The sequence below is a fragment of the Dietzia sp. IBK-p2-16D genome (assembly GCF_057773085.1).
In genome coordinates this window covers 105,738-125,444 of record NZ_JBYMTL010000005.1, presented here as the reverse complement: position 1 = coordinate 125,444, position 19,707 = coordinate 105,738, and the positions used below count along the sequence as shown (strand labels likewise).

Annotated in this window: 22 protein-coding genes; 11 read left to right on the top strand and 11 right to left on the bottom strand. The window is 72.5% G+C overall.

Features of this window, described 5'->3' with window-relative positions:
- Positions 1 to 119: 119 nt before the first annotated feature.
- The 5 genes from otsB (at position 120) to AC3DE3_RS11940 (ending at position 4,752) form a co-directional block, all read left to right on the top strand.
- Positions 120 to 899 carry a trehalose-phosphatase gene (otsB, locus tag AC3DE3_RS11960; RefSeq protein ID WP_260486651.1) on the top strand — a complete coding sequence of 260 codons (780 nt, stop codon included), beginning with the start codon at positions 120 to 122 and terminating at the stop codon, positions 897 to 899.
- A gap of 74 nt (positions 900 to 973) precedes the next feature.
- On the top strand, positions 974 to 2,053 hold the full coding sequence (locus AC3DE3_RS11955) for a metal ABC transporter solute-binding protein, Zn/Mn family (RefSeq protein WP_488370123.1): 1,080 nt from the start codon (positions 974 to 976) through the stop codon (positions 2,051 to 2,053).
- Positions 2,043 to 2,939, top strand: coding sequence for a metal ABC transporter ATP-binding protein (locus tag AC3DE3_RS11950; RefSeq protein ID WP_488370122.1), 897 nt, complete (start codon positions 2,043 to 2,045; stop codon positions 2,937 to 2,939). Before AC3DE3_RS11955 ends, AC3DE3_RS11950 begins: the two co-directional genes overlap by 11 nt.
- Positions 2,940 to 2,941: 2 nt before the next feature.
- Positions 2,942 to 3,790, top strand: coding sequence for a metal ABC transporter permease (locus tag AC3DE3_RS11945; protein WP_260486649.1), 849 nt, complete (start codon positions 2,942 to 2,944; stop codon positions 3,788 to 3,790).
- Positions 3,787 to 4,752: an aminoglycoside phosphotransferase family protein gene (locus AC3DE3_RS11940; RefSeq protein WP_488370121.1), complete on the top strand. Its 966-nt coding sequence runs from the start codon at positions 3,787 to 3,789 to the stop codon at positions 4,750 to 4,752. Before AC3DE3_RS11945 ends, AC3DE3_RS11940 begins: the two co-directional genes overlap by 4 nt.
- Positions 4,753 to 4,759: 7 nt before the next feature.
- On the opposite strand, the gene rlmB is transcribed toward AC3DE3_RS11940, so the two are convergent.
- From rlmB to AC3DE3_RS11915, 5 genes are read right to left on the bottom strand one after another with little or no spacing between them, the layout of a single operon-like run.
- On the bottom strand, positions 4,760 to 5,728 hold the full coding sequence (gene rlmB, locus AC3DE3_RS11935) for a 23S rRNA (guanosine(2251)-2'-O)-methyltransferase RlmB (protein ID WP_260486647.1): 969 nt from the start codon (positions 5,726 to 5,728) through the stop codon (positions 4,760 to 4,762).
- Position 5,729: 1 nt separating this feature from the next.
- Positions 5,730 to 7,166, bottom strand: a complete 1,437-nt coding sequence (cysS, locus tag AC3DE3_RS11930) for a cysteine--tRNA ligase (RefSeq protein ID WP_260486646.1) — start codon at positions 7,164 to 7,166, stop codon at positions 5,730 to 5,732.
- Positions 7,167 to 7,194: 28 nt separating this feature from the next.
- Positions 7,195 to 7,677, bottom strand: a complete 483-nt coding sequence (gene ispF / locus AC3DE3_RS11925; protein WP_260486645.1) for a 2-C-methyl-D-erythritol 2,4-cyclodiphosphate synthase — start codon at positions 7,675 to 7,677, stop codon at positions 7,195 to 7,197.
- On the bottom strand, positions 7,674 to 8,468 hold the full coding sequence (gene ispD, locus AC3DE3_RS11920) for a 2-C-methyl-D-erythritol 4-phosphate cytidylyltransferase (RefSeq protein WP_260486644.1): 795 nt from the start codon (positions 8,466 to 8,468) through the stop codon (positions 7,674 to 7,676). The genes ispF and ispD overlap by 4 nt, the downstream gene beginning before the upstream one ends.
- Positions 8,469 to 8,481: 13 nt before the next feature.
- Entirely contained in the window at positions 8,482 to 8,976 is a 495-nt protein-coding gene (locus AC3DE3_RS11915; protein WP_230929935.1) for a CarD family transcriptional regulator, read from the bottom strand.
- A 198-nt stretch (positions 8,977 to 9,174) separates the two neighbouring features.
- Between AC3DE3_RS11915 and AC3DE3_RS11910 the strand changes: the two genes are divergently transcribed.
- Both AC3DE3_RS11910 and disA read left to right on the top strand, forming a co-directional pair.
- Complete coding sequence (locus AC3DE3_RS11910) at positions 9,175 to 9,747, top strand: hypothetical protein (RefSeq protein WP_488370120.1); 573 nt, start codon at positions 9,175 to 9,177, stop codon at positions 9,745 to 9,747.
- Positions 9,748 to 9,799: 52 nt separating this feature from the next.
- The gene (gene disA, locus AC3DE3_RS11905; protein ID WP_260486642.1) at positions 9,800 to 10,858 is read left to right on the top strand and encodes a DNA integrity scanning diadenylate cyclase DisA; all 1,059 of its coding nucleotides are present in this window, start codon (positions 9,800 to 9,802) and stop codon (positions 10,856 to 10,858) included.
- Positions 10,859 to 10,922: 64 nt separating this feature from the next.
- On the opposite strand, the gene AC3DE3_RS11900 is transcribed toward disA, so the two are convergent.
- Positions 10,923 to 11,579, bottom strand: coding sequence for a hypothetical protein (locus AC3DE3_RS11900; RefSeq protein WP_260486641.1), 657 nt, complete (start codon positions 11,577 to 11,579; stop codon positions 10,923 to 10,925).
- Between the two features lie 89 nt (positions 11,580 to 11,668).
- A complete protein-coding gene (locus AC3DE3_RS11895) occupies positions 11,669 to 12,322 on the bottom strand; it encodes a carbonic anhydrase (RefSeq protein WP_488370119.1) in 654 nt (217 codons plus the stop codon).
- Positions 12,323 to 12,360: 38 nt separating this feature from the next.
- On the opposite strand from AC3DE3_RS11895, the gene AC3DE3_RS11890 reads away from it, so the two are divergent.
- On the top strand, positions 12,361 to 13,227 hold the full coding sequence (locus AC3DE3_RS11890; protein ID WP_488370118.1) for an HhH-GPD family protein: 867 nt from the start codon (positions 12,361 to 12,363) through the stop codon (positions 13,225 to 13,227).
- A gap of 20 nt (positions 13,228 to 13,247) precedes the next feature.
- Complete coding sequence (locus AC3DE3_RS11885) at positions 13,248 to 13,556, top strand: antibiotic biosynthesis monooxygenase family protein (protein WP_260486639.1); 309 nt, start codon at positions 13,248 to 13,250, stop codon at positions 13,554 to 13,556.
- Between the two features lie 84 nt (positions 13,557 to 13,640).
- Here the strand turns inward: AC3DE3_RS11885 and AC3DE3_RS11880 are convergent, their stop codons facing one another.
- The 4 genes from AC3DE3_RS11880 to AC3DE3_RS11865 all read right to left on the bottom strand — a co-directional run bounded on the left by AC3DE3_RS11880 (position 13,641) and on the right by AC3DE3_RS11865 (position 17,633).
- The gene (locus AC3DE3_RS11880) at positions 13,641 to 14,669 is read right to left on the bottom strand and encodes an ABC transporter substrate-binding protein (RefSeq protein WP_488370117.1); all 1,029 of its coding nucleotides are present in this window, start codon (positions 14,667 to 14,669) and stop codon (positions 13,641 to 13,643) included.
- Entirely contained in the window at positions 14,666 to 15,397 is a 732-nt protein-coding gene (locus AC3DE3_RS11875; RefSeq protein WP_260486637.1) for an ABC transporter ATP-binding protein, read from the bottom strand. Before AC3DE3_RS11875 ends, AC3DE3_RS11880 begins: the two co-directional genes overlap by 4 nt.
- A 40-nt stretch (positions 15,398 to 15,437) precedes the next feature.
- Positions 15,438 to 16,166 (bottom strand): ABC transporter permease, encoded by a 729-nt coding sequence (locus tag AC3DE3_RS11870; RefSeq protein WP_260489261.1) that lies wholly within the window; start codon positions 16,164 to 16,166, stop codon positions 15,438 to 15,440.
- A gap of 216 nt (positions 16,167 to 16,382) precedes the next feature.
- The gene (locus AC3DE3_RS11865) at positions 16,383 to 17,633 is read right to left on the bottom strand and encodes an LLM class flavin-dependent oxidoreductase (protein WP_488370116.1); all 1,251 of its coding nucleotides are present in this window, start codon (positions 17,631 to 17,633) and stop codon (positions 16,383 to 16,385) included.
- A gap of 145 nt (positions 17,634 to 17,778) precedes the next feature.
- Between AC3DE3_RS11865 and AC3DE3_RS11860 the strand changes: the two genes are divergently transcribed.
- Together AC3DE3_RS11860 and AC3DE3_RS11855 are read left to right on the top strand one after the other, a co-directional pair.
- Complete coding sequence (locus AC3DE3_RS11860; RefSeq protein ID WP_488370115.1) at positions 17,779 to 18,957, top strand: ROK family protein; 1,179 nt, start codon at positions 17,779 to 17,781, stop codon at positions 18,955 to 18,957.
- A gap of 91 nt (positions 18,958 to 19,048) precedes the next feature.
- On the top strand, positions 19,049 to 19,588 hold the full coding sequence (locus tag AC3DE3_RS11855) for a flavin reductase family protein (protein ID WP_260486634.1): 540 nt from the start codon (positions 19,049 to 19,051) through the stop codon (positions 19,586 to 19,588).
- The last annotated feature ends 119 nt before the right edge of the window (positions 19,589 to 19,707 follow it).

The following is a 19,707-nucleotide window of genomic DNA, read 5'->3' as shown; positions in this document are numbered from 1 at the left end:
CTCCGTCGGATTGTCGACAATCCTACAGCCGGGCACCCGCGCGTCAAGCGACCTCGGCGGGCGGCTCCGATCCGGCCGGGAGCCCCACCGTCCCCGGCTCCGACTCCTACGCTGGGGCCATGAGCTCCGACGCCGCGTCCGCCGCCCCCTCCCCCGACCTGGCCGAGGCCCTGCGCCGCGCCGCCGACGCCCCCACCCTCGTCGTCGCGTGCGACTACGACGGCACACTCGCCCCGTTCGTCGACGACCCCACCAGAGCCGTGCCCGCCCCCGGCGCCACCGCCGCGCTGGCGCGCCTGGCCCGGCTGCCCCGGACGACCGTGGCGCTACTGTCCGGCCGCAACCGCGCGGCACTGGCCGAGGTGAGCGGGGCCGGCGCGCCGGTGGTCCTGGTGGGCAGCCACGGCTCGGAGTGGGAGGGCGGGTTCGACTCCCCCCTCGACGACGACGAGGTGGCGCTGCTCTCGCGGGTGCGGTCCGCCCTCGAGGAGATCGCCTCCCGCACCCCCGGGGCCCACGTCGAGACCAAACCGACGGCCGCCGTCCTCCACGTCCGGCCGGTGGCCGACCCCGCGGAGCGCGAACGCGCGCAGGCCGAGGCGATGGCCGGACCCGCCGCGCTCGACGGGGTGTTCGTCACCGAGGGCAAGAACGTCGTGGAGATCGCCGTGCGGGAGGCCAGCAAGGGGGCGGCCATCGAGACGATGGTCGAGCGGACCGGGGCCGAGGTGGCGCTGTTCATCGGCGACGACGTGACCGACGAGCGCGGCTTCGCCCGCCTCCGCCCGGAGGACGTGGGCGTCAAGGTCGGTGAGGGGGAGACGGCCGCCGCGTACCGGGTCGCGGACATCCCCGCCGTCGTCGACCTGCTGGACACGCTCGCCCGACTGCGGGCCTGACACCCCCGGATGCACACACCGGCGGCGGCGCGGCTCTACACTTAACGACAACGGTTCCCATTACTACGAGAGTGATGCTCGTGACGTCGTCCTCACCCCACGCCCGCACACCCAGCGCCCGCACACCCCGCGCGCTGGCCCTCGCCGCCGCCGCCCTCCTGGGCGGCGGCGCGCTCACCGCCTGCGGCACGGACGGCGATGCCGGCGCGGCGACGGAGAGCCCCAGCATCGTGGCCTCGACGACCGTCTACGCCGACATCGCCGAGCAGGTCGCCGGCGACAACGCCACGGTGGAGTCGGTGATCTCGGACCCGGCCGCCGACCCTCACTCCTACGAGGCCAGCCCCGCCGACGCCGCCGCGGTCGCGGGCGCCGACCTGGTCGTCTACAACGGCGCGGGCTACGACGGCTTCGTCGACCTCGCCCTGGGCAACGCCGGGGACGTCCCCGTGGTGCGGGCGGTCGACGAGTTCCAGAGGGTCACCGGCGAGTCCGTCGACGGGCACGCCCACGGCGACGACACCCACAGCGACGACGGCCACGGTGCGGACGGCCACGACGAGGCCGAGCCCGCCGACGATCACAGCGGGCACGCCCACGAGGACGGCGGCAACGAGCACGTGTGGTTCAGCCTGCCCACCGCCGCGGCCGTGGCCGAGCGGGTGGCCGAGGAACTGGCCACGCTCGACTCCGAGAACGCCGAGCAGTACCGCGACAACGCCCGCGCCTTCGCCGACGCGCTGACACCGCTCGAGGACCGGCTCGACGAGATCCACGACCGCGGACACTTCCCCTACGCCCAGACCGAGCGGGTCGGCGCGCACCTGTTCGAGGCCGCGCACCTGACCGACCTCACGCCGCGCGGGTTCCTCGCCTCCGTCGAGGACGACACCGACCCGTCCGCCGCCGACCTCGCCGCCATGCTCGACCTGATGGCCGAGCGACGGGTCGCGTTCCTGGCCTTCAACGCCCAGACCGAGACCTCCGTGACGGCCCGCGTCCGCGGCGCGGCGGAGGACGCCGACCTCGTCGTCGTCGACCTCACCGAAACCCTCCCCGAGGGCTCCGACTACATCGGCTGGATGACCGGGATCGTCGACGACGTCTCCGGCGCACTGGCCGACGCCACCCCGGTCGGCGACGGTGGCCACTGAACCCGGGGCGGGCCACGTCCGCGGCACCCCCGGCCCCGGCCCGGTCGTCGCACTGCAGGGCGTGACGGTGTCCCGCGGCGGTCGTACCCTCATCCGCGACCTCGACCTGGAGATCGCCCCCGGCGAGTTCGTGGCCGTGCTCGGACCCAACGGCGCCGGCAAGACCACCCTGCTCAAGGTGCTGCTCGGCGAGCATCGGCCCGATTCCGGCACGGTCCTCGTCGACGGCCGCGCGCCCGGCGATCGCGGCACCCACCTCGGCTACGTGCCGCAACAGCGCGCGTTCGACCCCGGCATCACCCTGCGCGGACGGGACCTCGTGTCCCTGGGGATCGACGGCACCCGCTGGGGCCCCGGATGGCCGTCCCGACACACCGGCAAGCGGCGCATCGTCGACGACGCCCTGGCCAGGCTCGAGGCCGGCAGGCTCGCCGACACACCGCTCGGCCGGATGTCCGGTGGCGAACAGCAACGCGTGCGGGTCGCCCAGGCCATCGCGTGCGACCCGTGCGTCATGCTCTGCGACGAACCGCTGCTCAGCCTGGACCTCACCGGCCAGCGCACCGTCGCCTCGGTGCTCGACCACCGGCGCCGCGAGCACGACACCGCGGTCGTGTTCGTCACCCACGAGATCAACCCGGTGCTGCCGATGGTCGACCGGATCGTCTACCTGGTGGACGGACGGCACCGCATCGGCACCCCGGACGAGGTGTTCACCACCGAGGTGATGTCCGACCTGTACTCCTCCCCCGTCGAGGTGCTGCGGGTGCGCGGGCAGATCGTCGTGGTGGGCGACACCCAGCACCTCGTCGCCGAACCCTGGTCGAGCGGGCACCACCACCACGACGACGCCGCAGGCGGCCACGACCACGGACACGGAGCCTGACGATGGACCGACTGCTCGAAATCCTCGGGTCCATCGCCGACACCGAGACCACCGCGTACCTGCTGGAGCAGGAATTCGTGCTCCTCGGCCTGGCCGCGATCGCGCTGCTCGGCCTGCTGGCCGGCGCGATCGGGCCGTTCATCGTGATGCGGCAGATGTCGTTCTCCGTGCACGGCGCCAGCGAGCTCGCCCTCACCGGTGCCGCCGCCGCGCTGCTGTTCGGGCTGAACCTGGGGCTCGGCGCGGTCGTCGGGTCGGTCATCGCCGCCCTGATGTTCGGGCTGATGGGCTCCCGGGCGTCCCAACGCGACAGCTCCATCGGCGTGGTGCTGGCGTTCGGCCTCGGCCTGGCCGTGCTGTTCATCCATCTCTACCCCGGCCGATCCGGCACCAGTTTCTCCCTGCTCACCGGGCAGATCGTCGGCGTCTCCGAGCACGGACTCGTGCAGATGGCCGTGGTCGCCGCCATCATCTGCGGCGCGCTGGTCGCGCTGTACCGGCCGCTCGTGTTCTCCTCCGCCGATCCCGAGGTCGCCGAGGCCCGGGGCGTTCCGGTGCGCATGATCAACATGGTCTTCGCCGTGCTCGTGGGCCTGGCCGCCGCACAGGCCGTGCAGGTCGTCGGCGCACTGTTGGTCCTGTCCCTGCTCATCACGCCCGCCGCCGCCGCGGCCGCCGTCACCTCCAGCCCGTTGCGGGCGATCGGGCTCACGATCGTGTTCGCCGAGATCGCGGCCGTCGGCGGGATGCTGCTCTCCCTCGCACCCGGCGTGCCGGTCTCGGTGTTCGTCACCACGATCTCGTTCGTCATCTACCTGGCGTGCCGCGCGGTCGCCGCGGTGCGGCGATGAACGTGGGTGCCGGGGCGGACGACGGTGCCCCCGAGCTCGACGCCACGGAACTCGACGCCATCCGGGCCGCCTACCCCACCCTGACGTGGGAGTCCGCCGAGCGCATCGACGAGGGCTGGGACCACGTCGTGGTGATCTGCCGCGGGTGCTCCGGCCCGGACGCGCTCGGCCACCGCGAGCTGGTGTTCCGCTTCCCCGCCGACGACCAGGCGATGGCGCAGCTGCCGACCGAGATCGCGGTACTCGAGCACCTGACCGGACGCGTCGACGCCGCGCTCCCCCGCTACTCCCACGTGCCGACGCACGGCGGGTTCGCCGGGTACCCGCTGGTGGCCGGCCGGCGACTCACCCCGGAGCTGTTCCGCAGCCTGCCCACCACCGAGAAGACGACACTCGCCGCCCAGCTGGGCGCCCTGTTGGCCGCGCTGCACATCCAGGACACATCAGTGTCCCCGATCGACCGGGTGCCCCACTCCTATCAGCCCGAGAACCTGGACTTCGTCCGCGGCATCGTCGAGAACAACATGCCCGACGTCCTCGCTCCGGACGAGTTGCGCACGGCCCGCGAGATCTGCGACGAGGTCGCGGCGCTGCAGTCCACGCTCCTGCCCCGGGTGCTGCTGCACAACGACGTCTACGTGCGGCACCTGTACTGGGACCGCGGGCCGGACTCCGGCCCGGAATCCGGTCGTCTCGGCCTCATCGACTTCACCGACATGTGCCTGGGCGACCCGGCCGTCGACTTCGCCGAGCTGTACGAGTACGGCCCGCGCTTCGTGGAGGACGTGCTGGCCCGCTACACCGGCCGGGTCGACGAGAGCTTCCTCGACCGGGCGTGGACCTATCAGCGGCTGGCCGCGCTCTACATGATCGCCGGCCACCTGTACTACGGCATGGAGACGTGGGAGTACGCCCGGGCGGCGTTCGACCGGTGCCGCTCCCCGCGCCGGCCGCGGGCCTGAACCCGCCTCAGCGCTTGACGCGCCGCTGCCGCGCGAACTCCGAGAGCACCACACCCGCCGCGACGGAGGCGTTGAGGCTCTCGACCTTCGAGGCGATGGGGATGGACAGGATCGAGTCGCAGTTCTCGCGGACGAGACGGGACAGGCCCTTGCCCTCGGAACCGACGACGATGACCGTGGGTCCGGTGCCGTCGTAGTCGTCCAGCGAGACGTCGCCACCGGCGTCGAGGCCGACGAGCTGCGCGCCCTGCTTGGCCCAGTCGAGCAGCGTCCGGTTGAGGTTCGTCGCCTTGGCCACGGGCAGGCGGGCCGCGGCGCCGGCCGACGTGCGCCAGGCCACCGCGGTGATGGACGCGCTGCGCCGCTCGGGGATGAGCACACCGTGCCCACCGAAGGCCGCGACGGAGCGGATGACGGCGCCGAGGTTGCGCGTGTCGGTGATGTTGTCGAGCGCCACCAGCAGCGCCGGCTGCGAGGAGTGCATCGCACTGGCGATGAGGTCGTCCGGGTCGGCGTACTCGTAGGGCGGCACCTGGAGGCCGATCCCCTGGTGCATGCCGTTTGAGGTCATCCGGTCGAGATCGTGGCGGGGCACCTCGAGGATCGAGATGCCCTTGTCGGCCGCGAACCGCACGGCCTCGGTGAGCCGCTCGTCGTTGTCGGCCCCCACGGCCACGAAGAGCGCCGTCGCCGGGACACCGGCGCGCAGGCACTCCACGACCGGATTACGGCCCACCACGAGCTCGGGACCGTCCGCCTTCTTCTGCGCGTACTGGCGCCGCTGCTGGGCGCCTTCCGTCTTGCGCGACGCGGCCTTGGCCCGGCGGTGCGCGGGGTGGTAGGTCCGGTCCTCGGCCTTGGGGGTGGCGCCGCGCGCCTCGAGCCCGCGGCGGCGCTGGCCGCCGGAGCCGACGACCTGTCCCTTCTTTGTGCCGGATTTGCGGATCGCTCCGCGCCGGCTCGAATTGCCCGCCATGTCAGTCCTTCCGGTTGGCGAGCGACCACTTCTGGCCGTCCGCGGTGTCGGCCACCTCGATGCCCGCCGCGACCAGTCGGTCACGGATGGCGTCGGCGGTGGCGAAGTCCTTGTTCGCCCGCGCGTCGGCGCGGGCCTCGAGTTCTGCGCGCACGAGGAGATCGAGCGCTGTCGCCGCAGCGTCCTCCCCGCCCCCGCCGGATGCCCACTGCGGGTCCAGCGGGTCGACGCCCAGCACGGCGGTCATCGCCCGGATGGACGAGGCCGCCGTGAGCGCCGCGTCGAGATCGCCCGACGACAGCGCGGTGTTGCCCGCGCGGACCCGGCCGTGGATCTCCGCCAGTGCGGCGGGGACCCCGAGGTCGTCGTCCATCGCGGCGGCGAATCCACCGGTCCACTCGCCGACCGGCACATCGCCCTCCGGGCCCGCGCCCGACCTGACGGCCTCGTTGACCCGGTGCACGAGCGCTTCGATGCGGCGATACGCCGCGGCCGCCTCCTGCAGTGCCTCGGGTGAGTATTCCAGCATCGACCGGTAATGCGCACTTCCGAGGTAGTAGCGCAGTTCCACCGGCCGGACGGCGGTGAGGATGTTGGGCACACTGAGCACGTTGCCCAACGATTTGCTCATCTTCTCGCCGGCCATGGTGACCCAGCCGTTGTGCAGCCAGTAGCGGGCGAACCCGTCGCCGGCGGCGTGGGACTGGGCGGCCTCGTTCTCGTGGTGCGGGAACTGCAGGTCCAGTCCGCCGCCGTGGATGTCGAAGGTGCCCCCGAGGTACCACGTGGCCATGGCCGAGCACTCGAGGTGCCAGCCGGGCCGGCCGTCGCCCCACGGGGTCGGCCAACTGGGCTCGCCGGGCTTGGCGGCCTTCCACAGGGCGAAGTCCCGCGGGTCGCGCTTGCCGCGCAGATCCGCTGCCTCTCCCTGGTCCACCTCGTCGAGCCGGTGGCCGGACAGGTGCCCGTAGTCGCCCTCGGGCGCAGCCGACCAGGCGGCGACGTCGAAGTAGACGCTGCCCTCGGCCGGGTACGCGAAGCCGCGCTCGATGAGCCGCTCCATGTAGGCGATCATCTGGGTCATGTGCCCGGTCGCCCGCGGTTCGGTGGACGGGGGCAGCACGCCGAGCGCGTCGTAGGCCCGGGTGAACTCGCGCTCGTGGGTGGCGGCCCACTCCCACCACGGTCGGCCGTTCTCGGCGGCCTTGGTGAGGATCTTGTCGTCGATGTCGGTCACGTTCCGGACGAACGCCACGTCGTAGCCGCTCGCGATCAGCCAGCGGCGCAGCACGTCGAACGCGACGCCGGAGCGGACGTGGCCGATGTGCGGCACCGCCTGGGGGGTGGCTCCACAGAGATAGACGGACGCGTGACCTTCCCTGACGGGGGTGAACTCCCTCGGGGAGCGGGTCGCGGTGTCGTACAGATGGAGCGTCACGGGTGCCGAGTCTACCGGTGTCGGCCCCTCAGGCCCGGTACACCAGTGCGGTGGCCACGGCGGAGACCCCCTCGCCCCGGCCGGTGAAGCCCATGCCGTCGGTGGTGGTGGCGGACACGGAGACCGGGGCGCCGACGATCTCGGACAGTCTCCGCTCCGCCTCGACGCGACGCGGGCCCATCTTGGGGCGGTTGCCCACCATCTGCACGGCGGCGTTGCCGATCGCCCACCCGTGCTCGGCGAGTTCGGCCACCGCCTCCCGGAGGAGGCGCTCACCGGAGACGTCGTCGTACTCGGGTCGGCCGGTGCCCACGAGGGACCCGAGGTCGCCCAGCCCGGCGGCCGAGAGCAGCGCGTCGACCAGGGAGTGCGCCACGACGTCGCCGTCGGAGTGTCCCTCGCACCCGTGGTCGTCCGGGAAGTGCAGGCACGCCATCATGCAGGGCTTGCCGGGCTCCACGCGGTGGGCGTCGGTGCCGATCCCCACGCGGGGGATGACGGGTCCGGTCACGGGTCCTCCTGGGTGCGGCCCGCGGTCGCCGGGTGCGCGGCGCCGGGACGTGATGGGGCGAGTTCGGTCAGTGCGCGGGCGTGGTCGGCCGCGGTGGTGATCTTGAACGCGAGCAGGTCACCCTCCACGGTCGCGATCCGCTGTCCGAGTCGCTCGACCAGACCGGCGTCGTCGGTGGCCACGTCCCCGGCCGCGTCGTAGGCGGCGAGCAGGACGTCGGGGGCGAACCCCTGGGGTGTCTGGACGGCGCGCAGCGCGGAGCGGTCGGGGGTGCCCACGACGTAGCCGTCGGCGTCGACCTGTTTGACGGTGTCGATGACGGGCAGGACCGGCACCGCCGCGACCTCGCCGGAGCGCACGGCCTCGACGACGCGGCGGATCGGTGGGGCGGGGGTGAGGCACCGCGCCGCGTCGTGCACCAGCAGGACGTCGTAGACCGCCGCGCCGGACCCCCCGTGGGTGGCGGTCAGCGCCGCGAGTCCGTTGCGCACGGAGTCGGTGCGCTCCGGGCCGCCGGTGGCGACGACGACGAGGTGGTCGTCGTCCCGGAGCGGGGCGAGCACCGAGTCCGCCTGTCCGACGCGGTCCGACGGGACCACCACCACGACGTCGTCGACGGCTCCCGAGGCCAGCAGGCCGGCGACGGCCCGCTCCAGCATGGTCCGGCCGTGCAGTTCGACGAACGCCTTGGGCAGTCCCGCGCCGAGCCGGACGCCCGATCCCGCCGCGGGGACGACGGCGGCCACCCGGCCCGTGGGGGCGGGGTGGCCGTCTGGAACGTGTCCGGTCACTCTCGAGGTCGCGTCACGCCGGTGCGGCGGAGCCCAGGACCTCGTCGAGCAGTGCGTCGGCGCGATCCTCGTCGGCTCGCTCGGCGAGCGCGAGCTCACCGACGAGCACCTGGCGGGCCTTGGCCAGCATGCGCTTCTCACCCGCGGACAGGCCGCGGTCGAGATCGCGGCGCCAGAGGTCGCGGACGACCTCGGCGACCTTGTTGACGTCGCCGGAGGCGAGCTTCTCACCGTTGGCCTTGTAGCGACGCGACCAGTTGGTCGGCTCCTCCGCGTGCTCGGTGCGCAGGACCTCGAAGACCTTGTCGAGGCCCGCCTGGTCGACCACGTCACGCACGCCCACGTACTCGGCGTTCTCGGCCGGTACCTTCACCGTGAGGTCGCCCTGTGACACCTTGAGGACGAGGTATTCCTTCTCGGTGCCCTTGACCGTCCGCATCTCGATCGCCTGAATGGTCGCAGCGCCGTGATGCGGGTAGACGACGGTGTCGCCGACCTTGAACTCCATGAGTGGCTTTCCCCTTTCGACCGCCCTATCTTAGCACGCCCTCAGCGCAGGCGTTTTCCGTTTGCGCAGGTCAGCAACCTCCGGCGGGCTGACGGAAGATTCCCGAGGGTGCGACGGGGCCACTCTGACGCCGGTCAGCGCAGGCCGTGGACTACGATGAGACCGGCCTGAGAGACGACCATCCCCGAGGAGCCTGACGTGACTTCACCGAACACCGGCCTGCGCCGCACCGCGCTCGTAGTCCTGGCCGTGGGCGCCGCCCTCGGGGCGTCGGCCTGCAGTGCCGGCCAGGTCTCCCAGACGGCCAACCAGGTCGCCGCGGTCGACGGCGGGCGGGGTTCGGCGGGCGATCTCCACGTCAACGACCTCCAGGTCGTCATCCCCGAGAACGGTGGCGAGGCCCGCGTCGGGTTCGTCGCGTCGTACACCGGATACGGCCTCGGCGACCCTGTCTCCATCGACCGGGTCGAGATCGACGGGACGCAGGTCCAGCTCGGCGAGACCCAGCCCCTGGCACGCGGCTGCACGGTCGTCGTCGACCCGCGTGAGAACGCCCGGCCCGCCCCCGTGCAGGAGGGCGTCTGCATCGAGCAGGCCACCGCGACGCTCCCCTCGGCCGACGACCTCGACATCGGGGTGTCCGTCCCCGCGACCGTGGCCTTCTCCAACGGCGACCGGATCGAGACCGAGGCCGCCGTCGTGGGCGAGATCCTCGAGGCCGGCGAGTACGACCGTCCGGCGGAGTACGTCGGCGAGTCCGAGGAGCACTGACACGTCCGCCCTGTCCGCCCGCTCGGCCGACGGCTCACCGGTCGACCCGGAGATGCGGGCCGTCCTCCGACGGCTCGCCCCGGGCACCCCGCTGCGTGACGCGCTCGACCGGATCCGCCGTAGCGGAACCGGGGGCCTCGTGGTCCTGGGGGACGATCCCGCCGTCCAGGCCATCTGCGACGGCGGCGTGGACCTCGACGTCGAGTTCGCGCCCGCCCGGCTCCGGGAACTGAGCAAGATGGACGGCGCCGTCGTGCTGTCCACCGACGGATCCAGGATCACCCGCGCCAACGTCCACCTGGTTCCCGACCCGTCGATCCCGGCCGTCGAGACCGGAACCCGTCACCGTGCGGCCGAACGCACCGCGATGCACACCGGCGTCCCCACCGTGGCCGTGTCGGCGTCGATGACCACGGTGACGGTCTACGCCGGCGGTCTGGCCAGGGTGTTGGCCGACCCGGTGGTCCTGTTGGCCCGGGCCGACCAGACGGTCGCCACGATGGAGCGCCACGGCGCCCGCACCGCCCGCGCCCGGGCCCGACTCGACCGTGCGGAGATGGGCGGGTACGCCTCGGTCCGCGACGTCGTCACCATGGCCCAGCGCCTGCTCCGGCTCGAGCGCCTGGGTGCCGAACTCGCCGAGCTCACGGTGGAGATGGGCGAGTACGGCCGCCAGACCACCCTGCAACTCGAGGAGCTGCTGTCGGACACCCCCGACGAACTATGGGGCCTGGTGGCCGACCACCTCCAGGTGGGACCCGTCGACGGCGACGCGCGGTCGATCCCGACCCCGGAGCAGATCACCTCCGGGCTCGAGCGGCTGGCCGCGTTGTCCGACGCCGACCTCCTCCTGCCCGCGCCGGTCGCCCGGTGCCTGGGGTTACCCGCCGAGCCCGAGGACCTGGACGAGCACATCACCGCCCGCGGACACCGCATGCTGGCACACATCCCGCGTCTGCGGCCCGTGCAGATCACGGCGTTGGTGGAGCGTTTCGGATCGGTGCCCGCGCTGCTGGCGGCCGAGCAGTCGGACTTCGCCGACGTCGAGGGCGTCGGCGCACTGTGGGCCCGCCACGTCCGGCAGCGCCTCACCGGTCTGGGCACCGGGTAGCTGAGAAACCAGCTGGCGGCGAGGCCGGGGGCCAGGGCGCCGGGGGCAATGGCGCCGGGGCCGGTCAGGACTCGGGCGCCTCGACCACGTTGAAGGTCGCGGCCGGGCTGAAGACGTTACCGACCAGCGCGTACACCTGGTAGGCACCGACCTCGACCTGCGTGCGATCCGACTCGGAACACGCCCCCTCGGCCGAACGACGGCCGGTCCAGTCGATCTGCCGCGGCTCCGGTTCCTCGGGGCGCAGTTCGACCTCGTCCTCGTCGCGCGGTGTGGTGCAGTCGATGCTCGACCACACCTTGGAGTTGTCGTCGAGCCGGTAGACCTCGAACGACAGCGGTGCCTCCGCCAGGTCCCGGTCGCACGTGGTGTCCGCGACGTTGATGATGTTGACGAAGAAGCGCACGTCGGAGCCCACGGGCACGTTGGGCTCGGCCGGCCACACGTCCAGGCGGAGATCCTCATCCGCGCACCGGCCCCGCGAGGCGCCACCGTCCTCACGCGACGAGGTCTCGGTGGGGGACGTCTCCGTGGTCTCCGCGGCCTCGGACGTGCCGCTCTCGCCGCCCGCCGCGGTCTCCTGCGTATCGGTCCCGCTGTCCCGGGAGGCGAGGAACAGCGCGAGCACCACCACGACGACGGCGATGACCGCGACGACGACCGCGGCGACGCGGCGACGCACATAGACTTCGCGCGGTAGGGGGCCGTTGGGTTCCTGCACGGGACCAATTCTAGAGCCGAGCGGGGGCCCCTCCGGCCCCCCGGCGCGGCGTGTCCCTCAGACGGTGCAGCCCTCAGACGGTGCGACCCTCAGATCGCGACCATCTCCTCACCGGGGCCGTGGGGGACGTCCTCGACCTCGCCCACGACGCTGCGCAGGTAGGCGCGGCCGTCGGAGAGCTTGTAGGTCACGCCGACGATCGCGAGTTCGCCGTTGGCGATCCGCTCGCTGATGATCTTGGAACGCTGCTCGAGCAGCTCACCCGTCTCGAGCACGTGGCGCGCCTCGAAGTCGTCGATACTGCTGAGCCCCTCGCGACGCCCGTTGAGGATCGACGGCGACACCTTCTCCACCACGTCGCGCAGGAAGCCCGGCGGGATCTCACCGGTCGCCAGCGCGTCCACGGTCGCCTTGACCGCGCCGCAGCTGTCGTGACCGAGGACCACGATCAGCGGAGTGTCCAGCACGTGGACGGCGTACTCGATCGACCCGAGCACGGCGGTGTCGATGATGTGACCGGCCGTGCGGATGACGAAGAGGTCACCGAGCCCCTGGTCGAAGATGATCTCCGCCGCCACCCGGGAGTCCGAGCACCCGAACAGGACCGCCTTGGGGTGCTGCGCGGCGACGAGCTGCTCACGTCGCTGGGTATTCTGGCTGGGATGACGCATCTCGCAATCGACGAAGCGGTGGTTGCCGTCGCGGAGCGAGGCCCATGCGCTGATCGGGTTGGTATGAGGCATGGCTCATATTGTGCACCGCCGACCCCGGAAGACCGACGTTGACCTCCCTCGACACACCCGCGCTCCTCTCCTGGTTCGACCGCGTCGGCCGCCCGCTGCCGTGGCGCGGTGACGGGGTCGGCGCATGGGAGATCCTGCTCTGCGAGGTCATGAGCCAGCAGACCCCCGTTGCCCGGGTCGAGCCCGTCTGGCGGGCCTGGCTCGACCGCTGGCCCGGCCCCGCCGAACTCGCCGCCGCCGCCCCGGCCGACGTGATCCGCATGTGGGGCAAACTCGGCTATCCACGCCGCGCGCTGCGGCTCCGCGAGTGCGCCCTCGCCGTCGTCGACCTCCACGGTGGTCGGGTACCGCACGACGTCGATCAACTCCTCGCACTGCCGGGCGTCGGGGACTACACGGCTCGCGCGGTCGCCTGCTTCGCGTACGGACACCGCGTCCCCGTCGTCGACACCAACGTCCGGCGGGTCGTCGCGCGGGCCGTGGGCGGCGCCGCCGAGGCCGGTCCCCCGTCGACCCGGCGCGACCTGGCCGCGGTCGACGCCCTGCTGCCGGACGACCGGGACCAGGCCGTGGCGTTCTCCGTGGCGGTCATGGAACTCGGCGCACTCGTCTGCACGGCCAGGAACCCACGCTGCGACGACTGCCCGCTAGCGCCCACCTGCGCGTGGGTGGCGGCCGGCCGGCCGGAATGGGACGGCCCGCGACGCAAGGTGCAGACGTTCGCCGGGACCGACCGGCAGGTGCGCGGGCTGCTCCTCGACGTGCTGCGCGACGGCGACGGTGCCGCCACGCGCAGCGCCCTCGACGCGGTGTGGCCCGACTCGACCCAACGCGACCGGGCACTGGACTCGCTGCTCACCGACGGGCTCGTCGTCCGCGTCGGCGAGCTCTACTCACTGCCCTGAGGCGTGGGTAGGCTCGCCTCATGGCCGTCGTGAAAATCAATGCCCTGAACGTTCCGCCGCAGGCCGGTGCCGAGCTGGAGCGCCGCTTCTCGGAGCGGGCGCACACCGTCGAGAACTCGCCCGGGTTCCTCGGTTTCCAGCTACTGCGCCCCACCGGCGGCGAGACCCGCTACTTCGTGGTCACCACCTGGGAGGACGAGGAGTCGTTCGCCGCGTGGCGCGACGGCGACGCCCGCTCCGCGCACGCCGGCCAACACGGCAAGCCCGTCGCCGAGGGCGCGAACCTGCTGGAGTTCGACGTCGTGATGGACGTCAAGCCCTCCGCCTGACCCCGGCGCCCCACCGCACCCGGTCTCGCCGCCGGTGGGGCGCAGTAGCCGTTCGCCATCGCGCGGGGGCCCGACCGGAGCAGCTCAGGCCAGCGGCCCCACGACCGGGGCGAGATCGTCGGCGAACCTGTCGTCGACGAGCTCCCCGATGTCCACGGACTCGATCTGCCCGTCCTCGGTGAACACGTCCGCCAGCTCCTGTTCGCGGGCGATCGTGTCCGCCAGTGCCACCGGCTGCCGGGTGCTGCGACCCTGCGAGAGCTCGGCCGCCTCCGGAGTCAGATCCACCGCCTCCCCGTAGAACCGTGCCCATTCCTGTGGGTTCTCCACGGTCCAGGTGCCGGCCTCGGCGAGGCGGACGAGGAAATCGGCGATCGCCGTCTGCCTGCGGGCGTCCGCGAGTGCGTCGTGTGAGGCCAGACCGAACCAGAACCCGTTGGAGGCCTCCGCCGCGGTGGTGAGGGTCCTCGTCGCGGACGTCGTCTGCGCGATCGCCGTGTACGGATCCCAGATCGCCCACGCATCGGCATCACCGCGCGCGAAAGCCGAACCCGCCTCGGCGGGTTGGAGGAAGACGAACTCGACGGTCCCGGGATCCACCCCGGCCCTGCGGAGCTGCAGCAGCAGGTGGCCGTGCGCCGAGGTGCCCTTGGCCACGAGCACCTTACGACCCGCCAGGTCGGCCACCGTCTGCACCTCGGAGTCCGGGCGCACCAGGATCTGATCGCCCTCTCCCCGGTTGGCGTAGGCCGAGACGACGGACACCCGCGCACCGGCCGCCGCGCCGAACACCGGTGGGGTGTTGCCGGTGACGGCCACGTCTATCCGGCCCGCGTTGAGCGCCTCGACCTGCGGCGGACCGGACGTGAAGGTGGAGAACTCGACCTCGTAGGGCAGATCGTCCAGCTGACCGGCAGCGGAGAGGATCGCCTGGGTGCCCCCCTTCTGGTCTCCCACCTTGAGGACGACGTCGGACAGGTCGGAGACCGCGACCCTCTCCGGGGCCGGCGCCGCGGCCTCGGAGTCCCGGGTCGCGCACCCGGCGACCGAGAGCAGTAGAGCCAGTGCCAGGGCGAACACGGCGGGCCGGCCGCGGGTGGGGGTGGTGGTCATATCGCGTAATCCTCTTCCGTGTGCCCGACGCCCAACGCGTCGAGGAGCGAGCGGCGGTGACGGGTGGTGTCCCGGCCGCCGCGGGGGGTGTCGATGGTCTCGGTGTGCGCGACCGCGCCGCCGTCCAGGACGTGGACGCGGTCCGCGAGTGCGACCGCCTCGTCGACGTCGTGGGTCACCAGGAGAACACCGAATCCGTGGTGCTCCCAGAGCCTCAGCAGGAGCCTGTGCATCGTGCGTCGGGTCAGCGCGTCGAGGGCGCCGAACGGCTCGTCGAGGAGAAGGAGCGAGGGTTCGGCGACCAGGGCTCGGGCCAGCGAGGTCCGCTGCGCCTGCCCGCCGGACAGTTCACCGGGGTACGCGTCCTCGCGGCCGCCGAGACCGACCTCGGCGAGGATCTGCGGCACCCTGGCGGACTTCTCCTCGCGGTCGACCTCCACGCGGTTGAGCCCGTGCCGCACGTTCGCGGCGACGGTCCGCCACGGCAGCAGGCGTGAGTCCTGGAAGACCACGGCGGGAGCGCCGTCTATCACCACCTGCCCGTGGTGGTCCCGGTCCAGACCGGCGAGGATCCGCAGCGCGGTTGATTTGCCACTACCGCTCTGCCCGAGCAGGGCGACGATCTCCCCCCGCGGGATCTCCAGGTCCAGCCCGTCGAGGACGGTGGTCTCGCCGAACCGACGGGTGGCGCCCCGCAGTGCGCCCGCGGGGGCGTGGGACGTGGTCATGAGGTGACTCCTGTGATGGATGGGCGGGGCAGCGGGAGGGTCAGCGGTAGTGGCGCAGGGCGCGGGTCTCGGCGACCCGCACCAGTGCATCCGTGAGGATGCCGAGCAGCGCGTAGACGACGAGGCCGACGATGATCACGTCGATCCGGAAGTAGTCCCGGGCGTTCATGATGAGGTAGCCCAGCCCGGTCGTCGCGTTGAGCTGCTCGGCGACGATGAGCGTGAGCCAGGCGATCGCCAGCGACTGCCGGACGCCCACGAGCACCTGCGGCGCGATGGACGGCAGGATCACCTCGGTCAGGCGTTGGCGGCGGGAGAACCCGAACACCGTCGCCATGTCGCGGAGCTTCGGGTCGATCTGCCGCAGACCCGACGCCGTGTTGAGGTAGATCGGGAACACCACGCCCAACGCGATGAGCAGGACCTTGGGCGCCTCACCGATACCGAACCAGAGGATGAACAGCGGGATCAGGCCGAGGTGGGGCAGGGCGCGGAGCATCTGCAGCGGCGGGTCGAGGATGGCGTCCGCGTACCGCGACGTCCCCACGACGACCCCCAGCACGAGCCCCGCGACCGCCCCGAGGGTGAACCCCTGGAGCACGCGCAGCCCCGAGATCGCGAGGGCGTCCGCGAGTTCACCCGAGGCGATGAGCTCCAGCGCCGATTCGGCGATGAGTTGTGGGGCGGGCAGGATCCGCTCCGGCAGGATCCCCGTGGCGCCGGCGATCTGCCAGAGTGCGATCAGCGCGACCGGACTGAGCCAGCGCAGCCACCAGAGGCCGCCCCGGGCTCGTCGTCGTCCTCGTCTCCCCCCTCCCCGCGCGGCGGGTTCGGTGGTCGCGGTGGTCGCGACGGTCGCGGCGGTCGCGGCGGTCGCGACCTCGGGGCCGGGCGCCCCGCCCCGGGCCCGGGCCCCCGCGCTCGGCGGGGACGATGGCGTGGACGGGGGCACGAAGGTGGTCATTGCGGCAGCTCCTCGGGTGGGTCAGCCGCCGACGGAGGCGGGTTCCCTGGCTGGGGCGGTGGGCTGGGCGGTGGGCTGGGCGGAGGACGGGGTGGGGCCCGCGAACGGCACCGACGGGGCAGGGTGCGCGGCGGCCCCGGACGTCCACAGGCCACGACGCTCGAGCACCGGCAGGACGCCCTCACCGAAGGTGAAGGTCTCCTCCAGGTGCGGATACCCGGACAGGACGAAGTGGGCCAGCCCCAGCCGCGCGTACTCGGCGATGCGGTCGGCCACCTCCTCGTGCGATCCGACGAGCGCCGTCCCCGCGCCCCCGCGGACGAGCCCGACCCCGGCCCACAGGTTGGGCGCGATCTCCAGTGCGTCCGTGCGCCCACCGTGGAGCTCGAGCATCCGCCGTTGCCCCTCCGACTCACTCGCGCGGAGTGACGCCTGGACTCGCTCCACGTCCGCGGGGTCCACCCCACGCAGGAGCCGCTCGGCCTCCGCCCACGCCTGCTCCGAGGTGTCGCGGGAGATGACGTGGAGGCGGATCCCGTAATCGAGGGTGCGGCCGATCCCCCGGGCGGCGGAGCGGACGCGGTCGAGCTTCTCCGCGACCGCGGCGAGCGGTTCGCCCCAGGTCAGATAGGTGTCCGCATGGCGTGCGGCGACACGGATCCCGGCGGCGGAGGAGCCGCCGAAGAAGATCGGCGGCGCGGGATCGGGTCGCCGCGCCAGAACGGAGTCGACGACGGCGAGGTGGTCGCCACGGAAGGTCAGGGGCTCCGACTGCGACCACAGCCGGCGCACCACCTCGAGGAACTCGTCCGCCCGGGCGTAGCGCCCCTCCTTGTCGAGGAAGTCCCCGTACGCGCGTTGCTCACGGGACTCACCACCGGTGACCACGTTGAGCAGCAGCCGGCCGTGGGTCTGCCACTGGAAGGTGCCGGCCATCTGCGCTGCGAGCGTGGGGCTCATCAGCCCCGGGCGCAGGGCGACGAGGAACTTGATGCGCTCGCTGGACTCGGCCAGGAGCGCGCAGGTGATGAGGGCGTCCTCGCACCACGCGCCGGTCGGTGTGAGCAGGGATTCGAACCCGTTGTACTCGGCCGCGGCCACGATCTGCCGCAGGTAGGGCAGGGTCGCCGGCCTGTCCCCCGCCATGAAGGTGCCGTGCCCGCCAGCCACGAGGTTCCGCGAATCGCCGTAGGTGGGCAGGAACCAGTGGAAGCGCAGGTCCCCGGTCGGTTCCTCGTGGGGGGTGGAGGTGACGGGCTGGTCGGTGGCCACGGATGACTCCTCGGGGTCGGGGCTCGGTTCGGACCGACTCATCGTGGGACCGTCGCCGTAGTGGCTGCCACCATTCCGATCACCGTGCACGAAACCCTAAACACAAGTAGACCGATCGGTCTATCTTGTGTGTTATTCTCGGGCCATGACGACCCACTCCCCCGCCGCTGACCTGCGCCTCTCCGACGCCAGTTCGGCGCGCGTCCTGCGGGCGATCCGCTTCCACGGACCCGTCTCCCGCCCGGAGATCGCAGCCACGACCGGCCTGTCGGTGGCGACCGTCGGGCGGGCGACCGCGGCCCTGTCCGCCGCCGGCGTCATCCGGGAGCGACCCGAGCTCATGCACGACGGATCCGTCGGCCGGCCGAGCATCCCCGTGGATGTCGACCCCACGGGACCGGTGGCCGTGGCGGTACACGTCGGCCTCCACCGCAGCGTCGTGGCGATCTGCGACCTGGCTTGCCGCATCCTCGCCGAACACGCGATCCCCACGCCCGGCCGCGACCCGGAACAGATCGCCGACGAGCTGTCCGCGGTCGCGTTCCGTCTACTCGACGGCCACCGGGACCGCCCGCTGGTCTGGGGCGGCATCGCGACCGCCGCCCGGTTGACCGGCCCGGGGCGGATCGACCACGAACTCCTGGGCTGGGTCGACGTCCCCGTCGCCGAGCTCTTCGCCGACCGGATCGGGGTCCCGTTCTCCGTGGCCCCACACGTGGAGGCCATGGCCGCGGCCGAACTGCTGGTGGGCCACGAGACCCACGAGGGCACGACGCTGGTCGTCTACGCCCGTGAGCACCTGGGCTCGGCCCTGGTGATCGACGGCGCCGTGCACCGGCCGCGGGCGGGCTCCGCCGAACTCGCACACCTGCCGGCGGGCGGGGTCGACCTGCTCGACGACCGTGGCGCAGGTCTGCTCGACGTCGTGGGCGACTCCGGCCTCGTCCGGGCCGCGGCGCTCCACGGAATCGGCGTGGGTTCGGTTCCGGAACTGGCCGCGCGGGCCCGCCACGACTCGGTCGCCGAGGCCATCCTCGTCGAGCGTGCGACCGTCCTGGGCCGCCTCGTCGGGCTGATCTCGTCCATCACGCGACCGGACTCGGTGGTCCTGTGCGGCCAGGCGTTCACCGACCATCCCCGCTACCTGTCCCCGCTCATCAGGGCCACCCGTGAGACCCGCCTCAACGGAGGCGCGCCCGATCTGCGCGTGTCGACCGCCGGGGGCCGGATCCAGCAGTTCGCCGCGATGGCCGTGGCACTGGACGTGATCGCGGCCGACCCCACCGCCGCGCTGGCGAGTCGCCGCCTCTCGACCGCCTCCTGACGTCGCGGGCCGGGAGATCCCGACGAGCGTTTTGCATCATCGCGAACGGAAGGTTCGACACCCGTGGCGGGTGGGCCGCAGACTCCTCGATATGACCGAACACCAGTCGTTGTCGACCTCCCAGCCGTCCACCGACCAACCGTCCGTCGCCCCCGAGGTCCACCGCCGCGCGATGCGGATGCACCCCGCGGCTGTCACCGTCATCACCCTCGACGGTGCCGAGGGGCCGGTCGGCTTCACCGCGTCGTCACCCTCGAGCCTCTCGTCCCAGCCGGCGCTCATCAGCTTCAACGTCGGCATCTCCTCGTCGAGCCTGGCCGCGGTCCTCGAGGCGCGCACCGCGGTCGTCCATCTCCTGGGCGAGGGGGACGAGCACCTGGCACTGCGTTTCGCCGGGCCCGCGCATCTGAGGTTCGCCGACACGGCCGTATGGACCCGGGCGGAGACCGGGGAGCCCCTGCTCCACGGTGGCCGGGCGCGGCTCCGGGTGGCCCTCGACCGTCTCGTCCCCGCCGGGGACCACGTGTTGGTGATCGCCCGCCTTCTCGATGCGTGGTTCGACGAGGATCCCACTGATCCGCTCATCATCGTCGACGGCGGCCTCAGCACGATCCCGCCGCGGACTGTCTGACCGCGCCACCTGACGTGGTCGCGGGCCGGAGACGCGCCCGTGACGTACACGATGAACGGCCCCCGCCGAGGCGGGGGCCGTTCTCTTTCGTCACCCGGTCCGATCGGACCGGCACCGGA

What these genes read in the sequence shown, in the direction of transcription:
- AC3DE3_RS11945 (WP_260486649.1), top strand. Translation starts at nt 2,942, where the DNA reads ATGGACCGACTGCTCGAAATCCTCGGGTCCATCGCCGACACCGAGACC.
- otsB (WP_260486651.1), top strand. Translation starts at nt 120, where the DNA reads ATGAGCTCCGACGCCGCGTCCGCCGCCCCCTCCCCCGACCTGGCCGAG.
- AC3DE3_RS11885 (WP_260486639.1), top strand. Translation starts at nt 13,248, where the DNA reads ATGGCCGTCGTGAAAATCAATGCCCTGAACGTTCCGCCGCAGGCCGGT.
- AC3DE3_RS11915 (WP_230929935.1), bottom strand. Translation starts at nt 8,976, where the DNA reads ATGGAGTTCAAGGTCGGCGACACCGTCGTCTACCCGCATCACGGCGCT.
- AC3DE3_RS11955 (WP_488370123.1), top strand. Translation starts at nt 974, where the DNA reads ATGCTCGTGACGTCGTCCTCACCCCACGCCCGCACACCCAGCGCCCGC.
- AC3DE3_RS11875 (WP_260486637.1), bottom strand. Translation starts at nt 15,397, where the DNA reads ATGACCACGTCCCACGCCCCCGCGGGCGCACTGCGGGGCGCCACCCGT.
- AC3DE3_RS11895 (WP_488370119.1), bottom strand. Translation starts at nt 12,322, where the DNA reads ATGCCTCATACCAACCCGATCAGCGCATGGGCCTCGCTCCGCGACGGC.
- AC3DE3_RS11940 (WP_488370121.1), top strand. Translation starts at nt 3,787, where the DNA reads ATGAACGTGGGTGCCGGGGCGGACGACGGTGCCCCCGAGCTCGACGCC.
- AC3DE3_RS11855 (WP_260486634.1), top strand. Translation starts at nt 19,049, where the DNA reads ATGACCGAACACCAGTCGTTGTCGACCTCCCAGCCGTCCACCGACCAA.
- AC3DE3_RS11860 (WP_488370115.1), top strand. Translation starts at nt 17,779, where the DNA reads ATGACGACCCACTCCCCCGCCGCTGACCTGCGCCTCTCCGACGCCAGT.
- disA (WP_260486642.1), top strand. Translation starts at nt 9,800, where the DNA reads ATGCGGGCCGTCCTCCGACGGCTCGCCCCGGGCACCCCGCTGCGTGAC.
- rlmB (WP_260486647.1), bottom strand. Translation starts at nt 5,728, where the DNA reads ATGGCGGGCAATTCGAGCCGGCGCGGAGCGATCCGCAAATCCGGCACA.
- AC3DE3_RS11880 (WP_488370117.1), bottom strand. Translation starts at nt 14,669, where the DNA reads ATGACCACCACCCCCACCCGCGGCCGGCCCGCCGTGTTCGCCCTGGCA.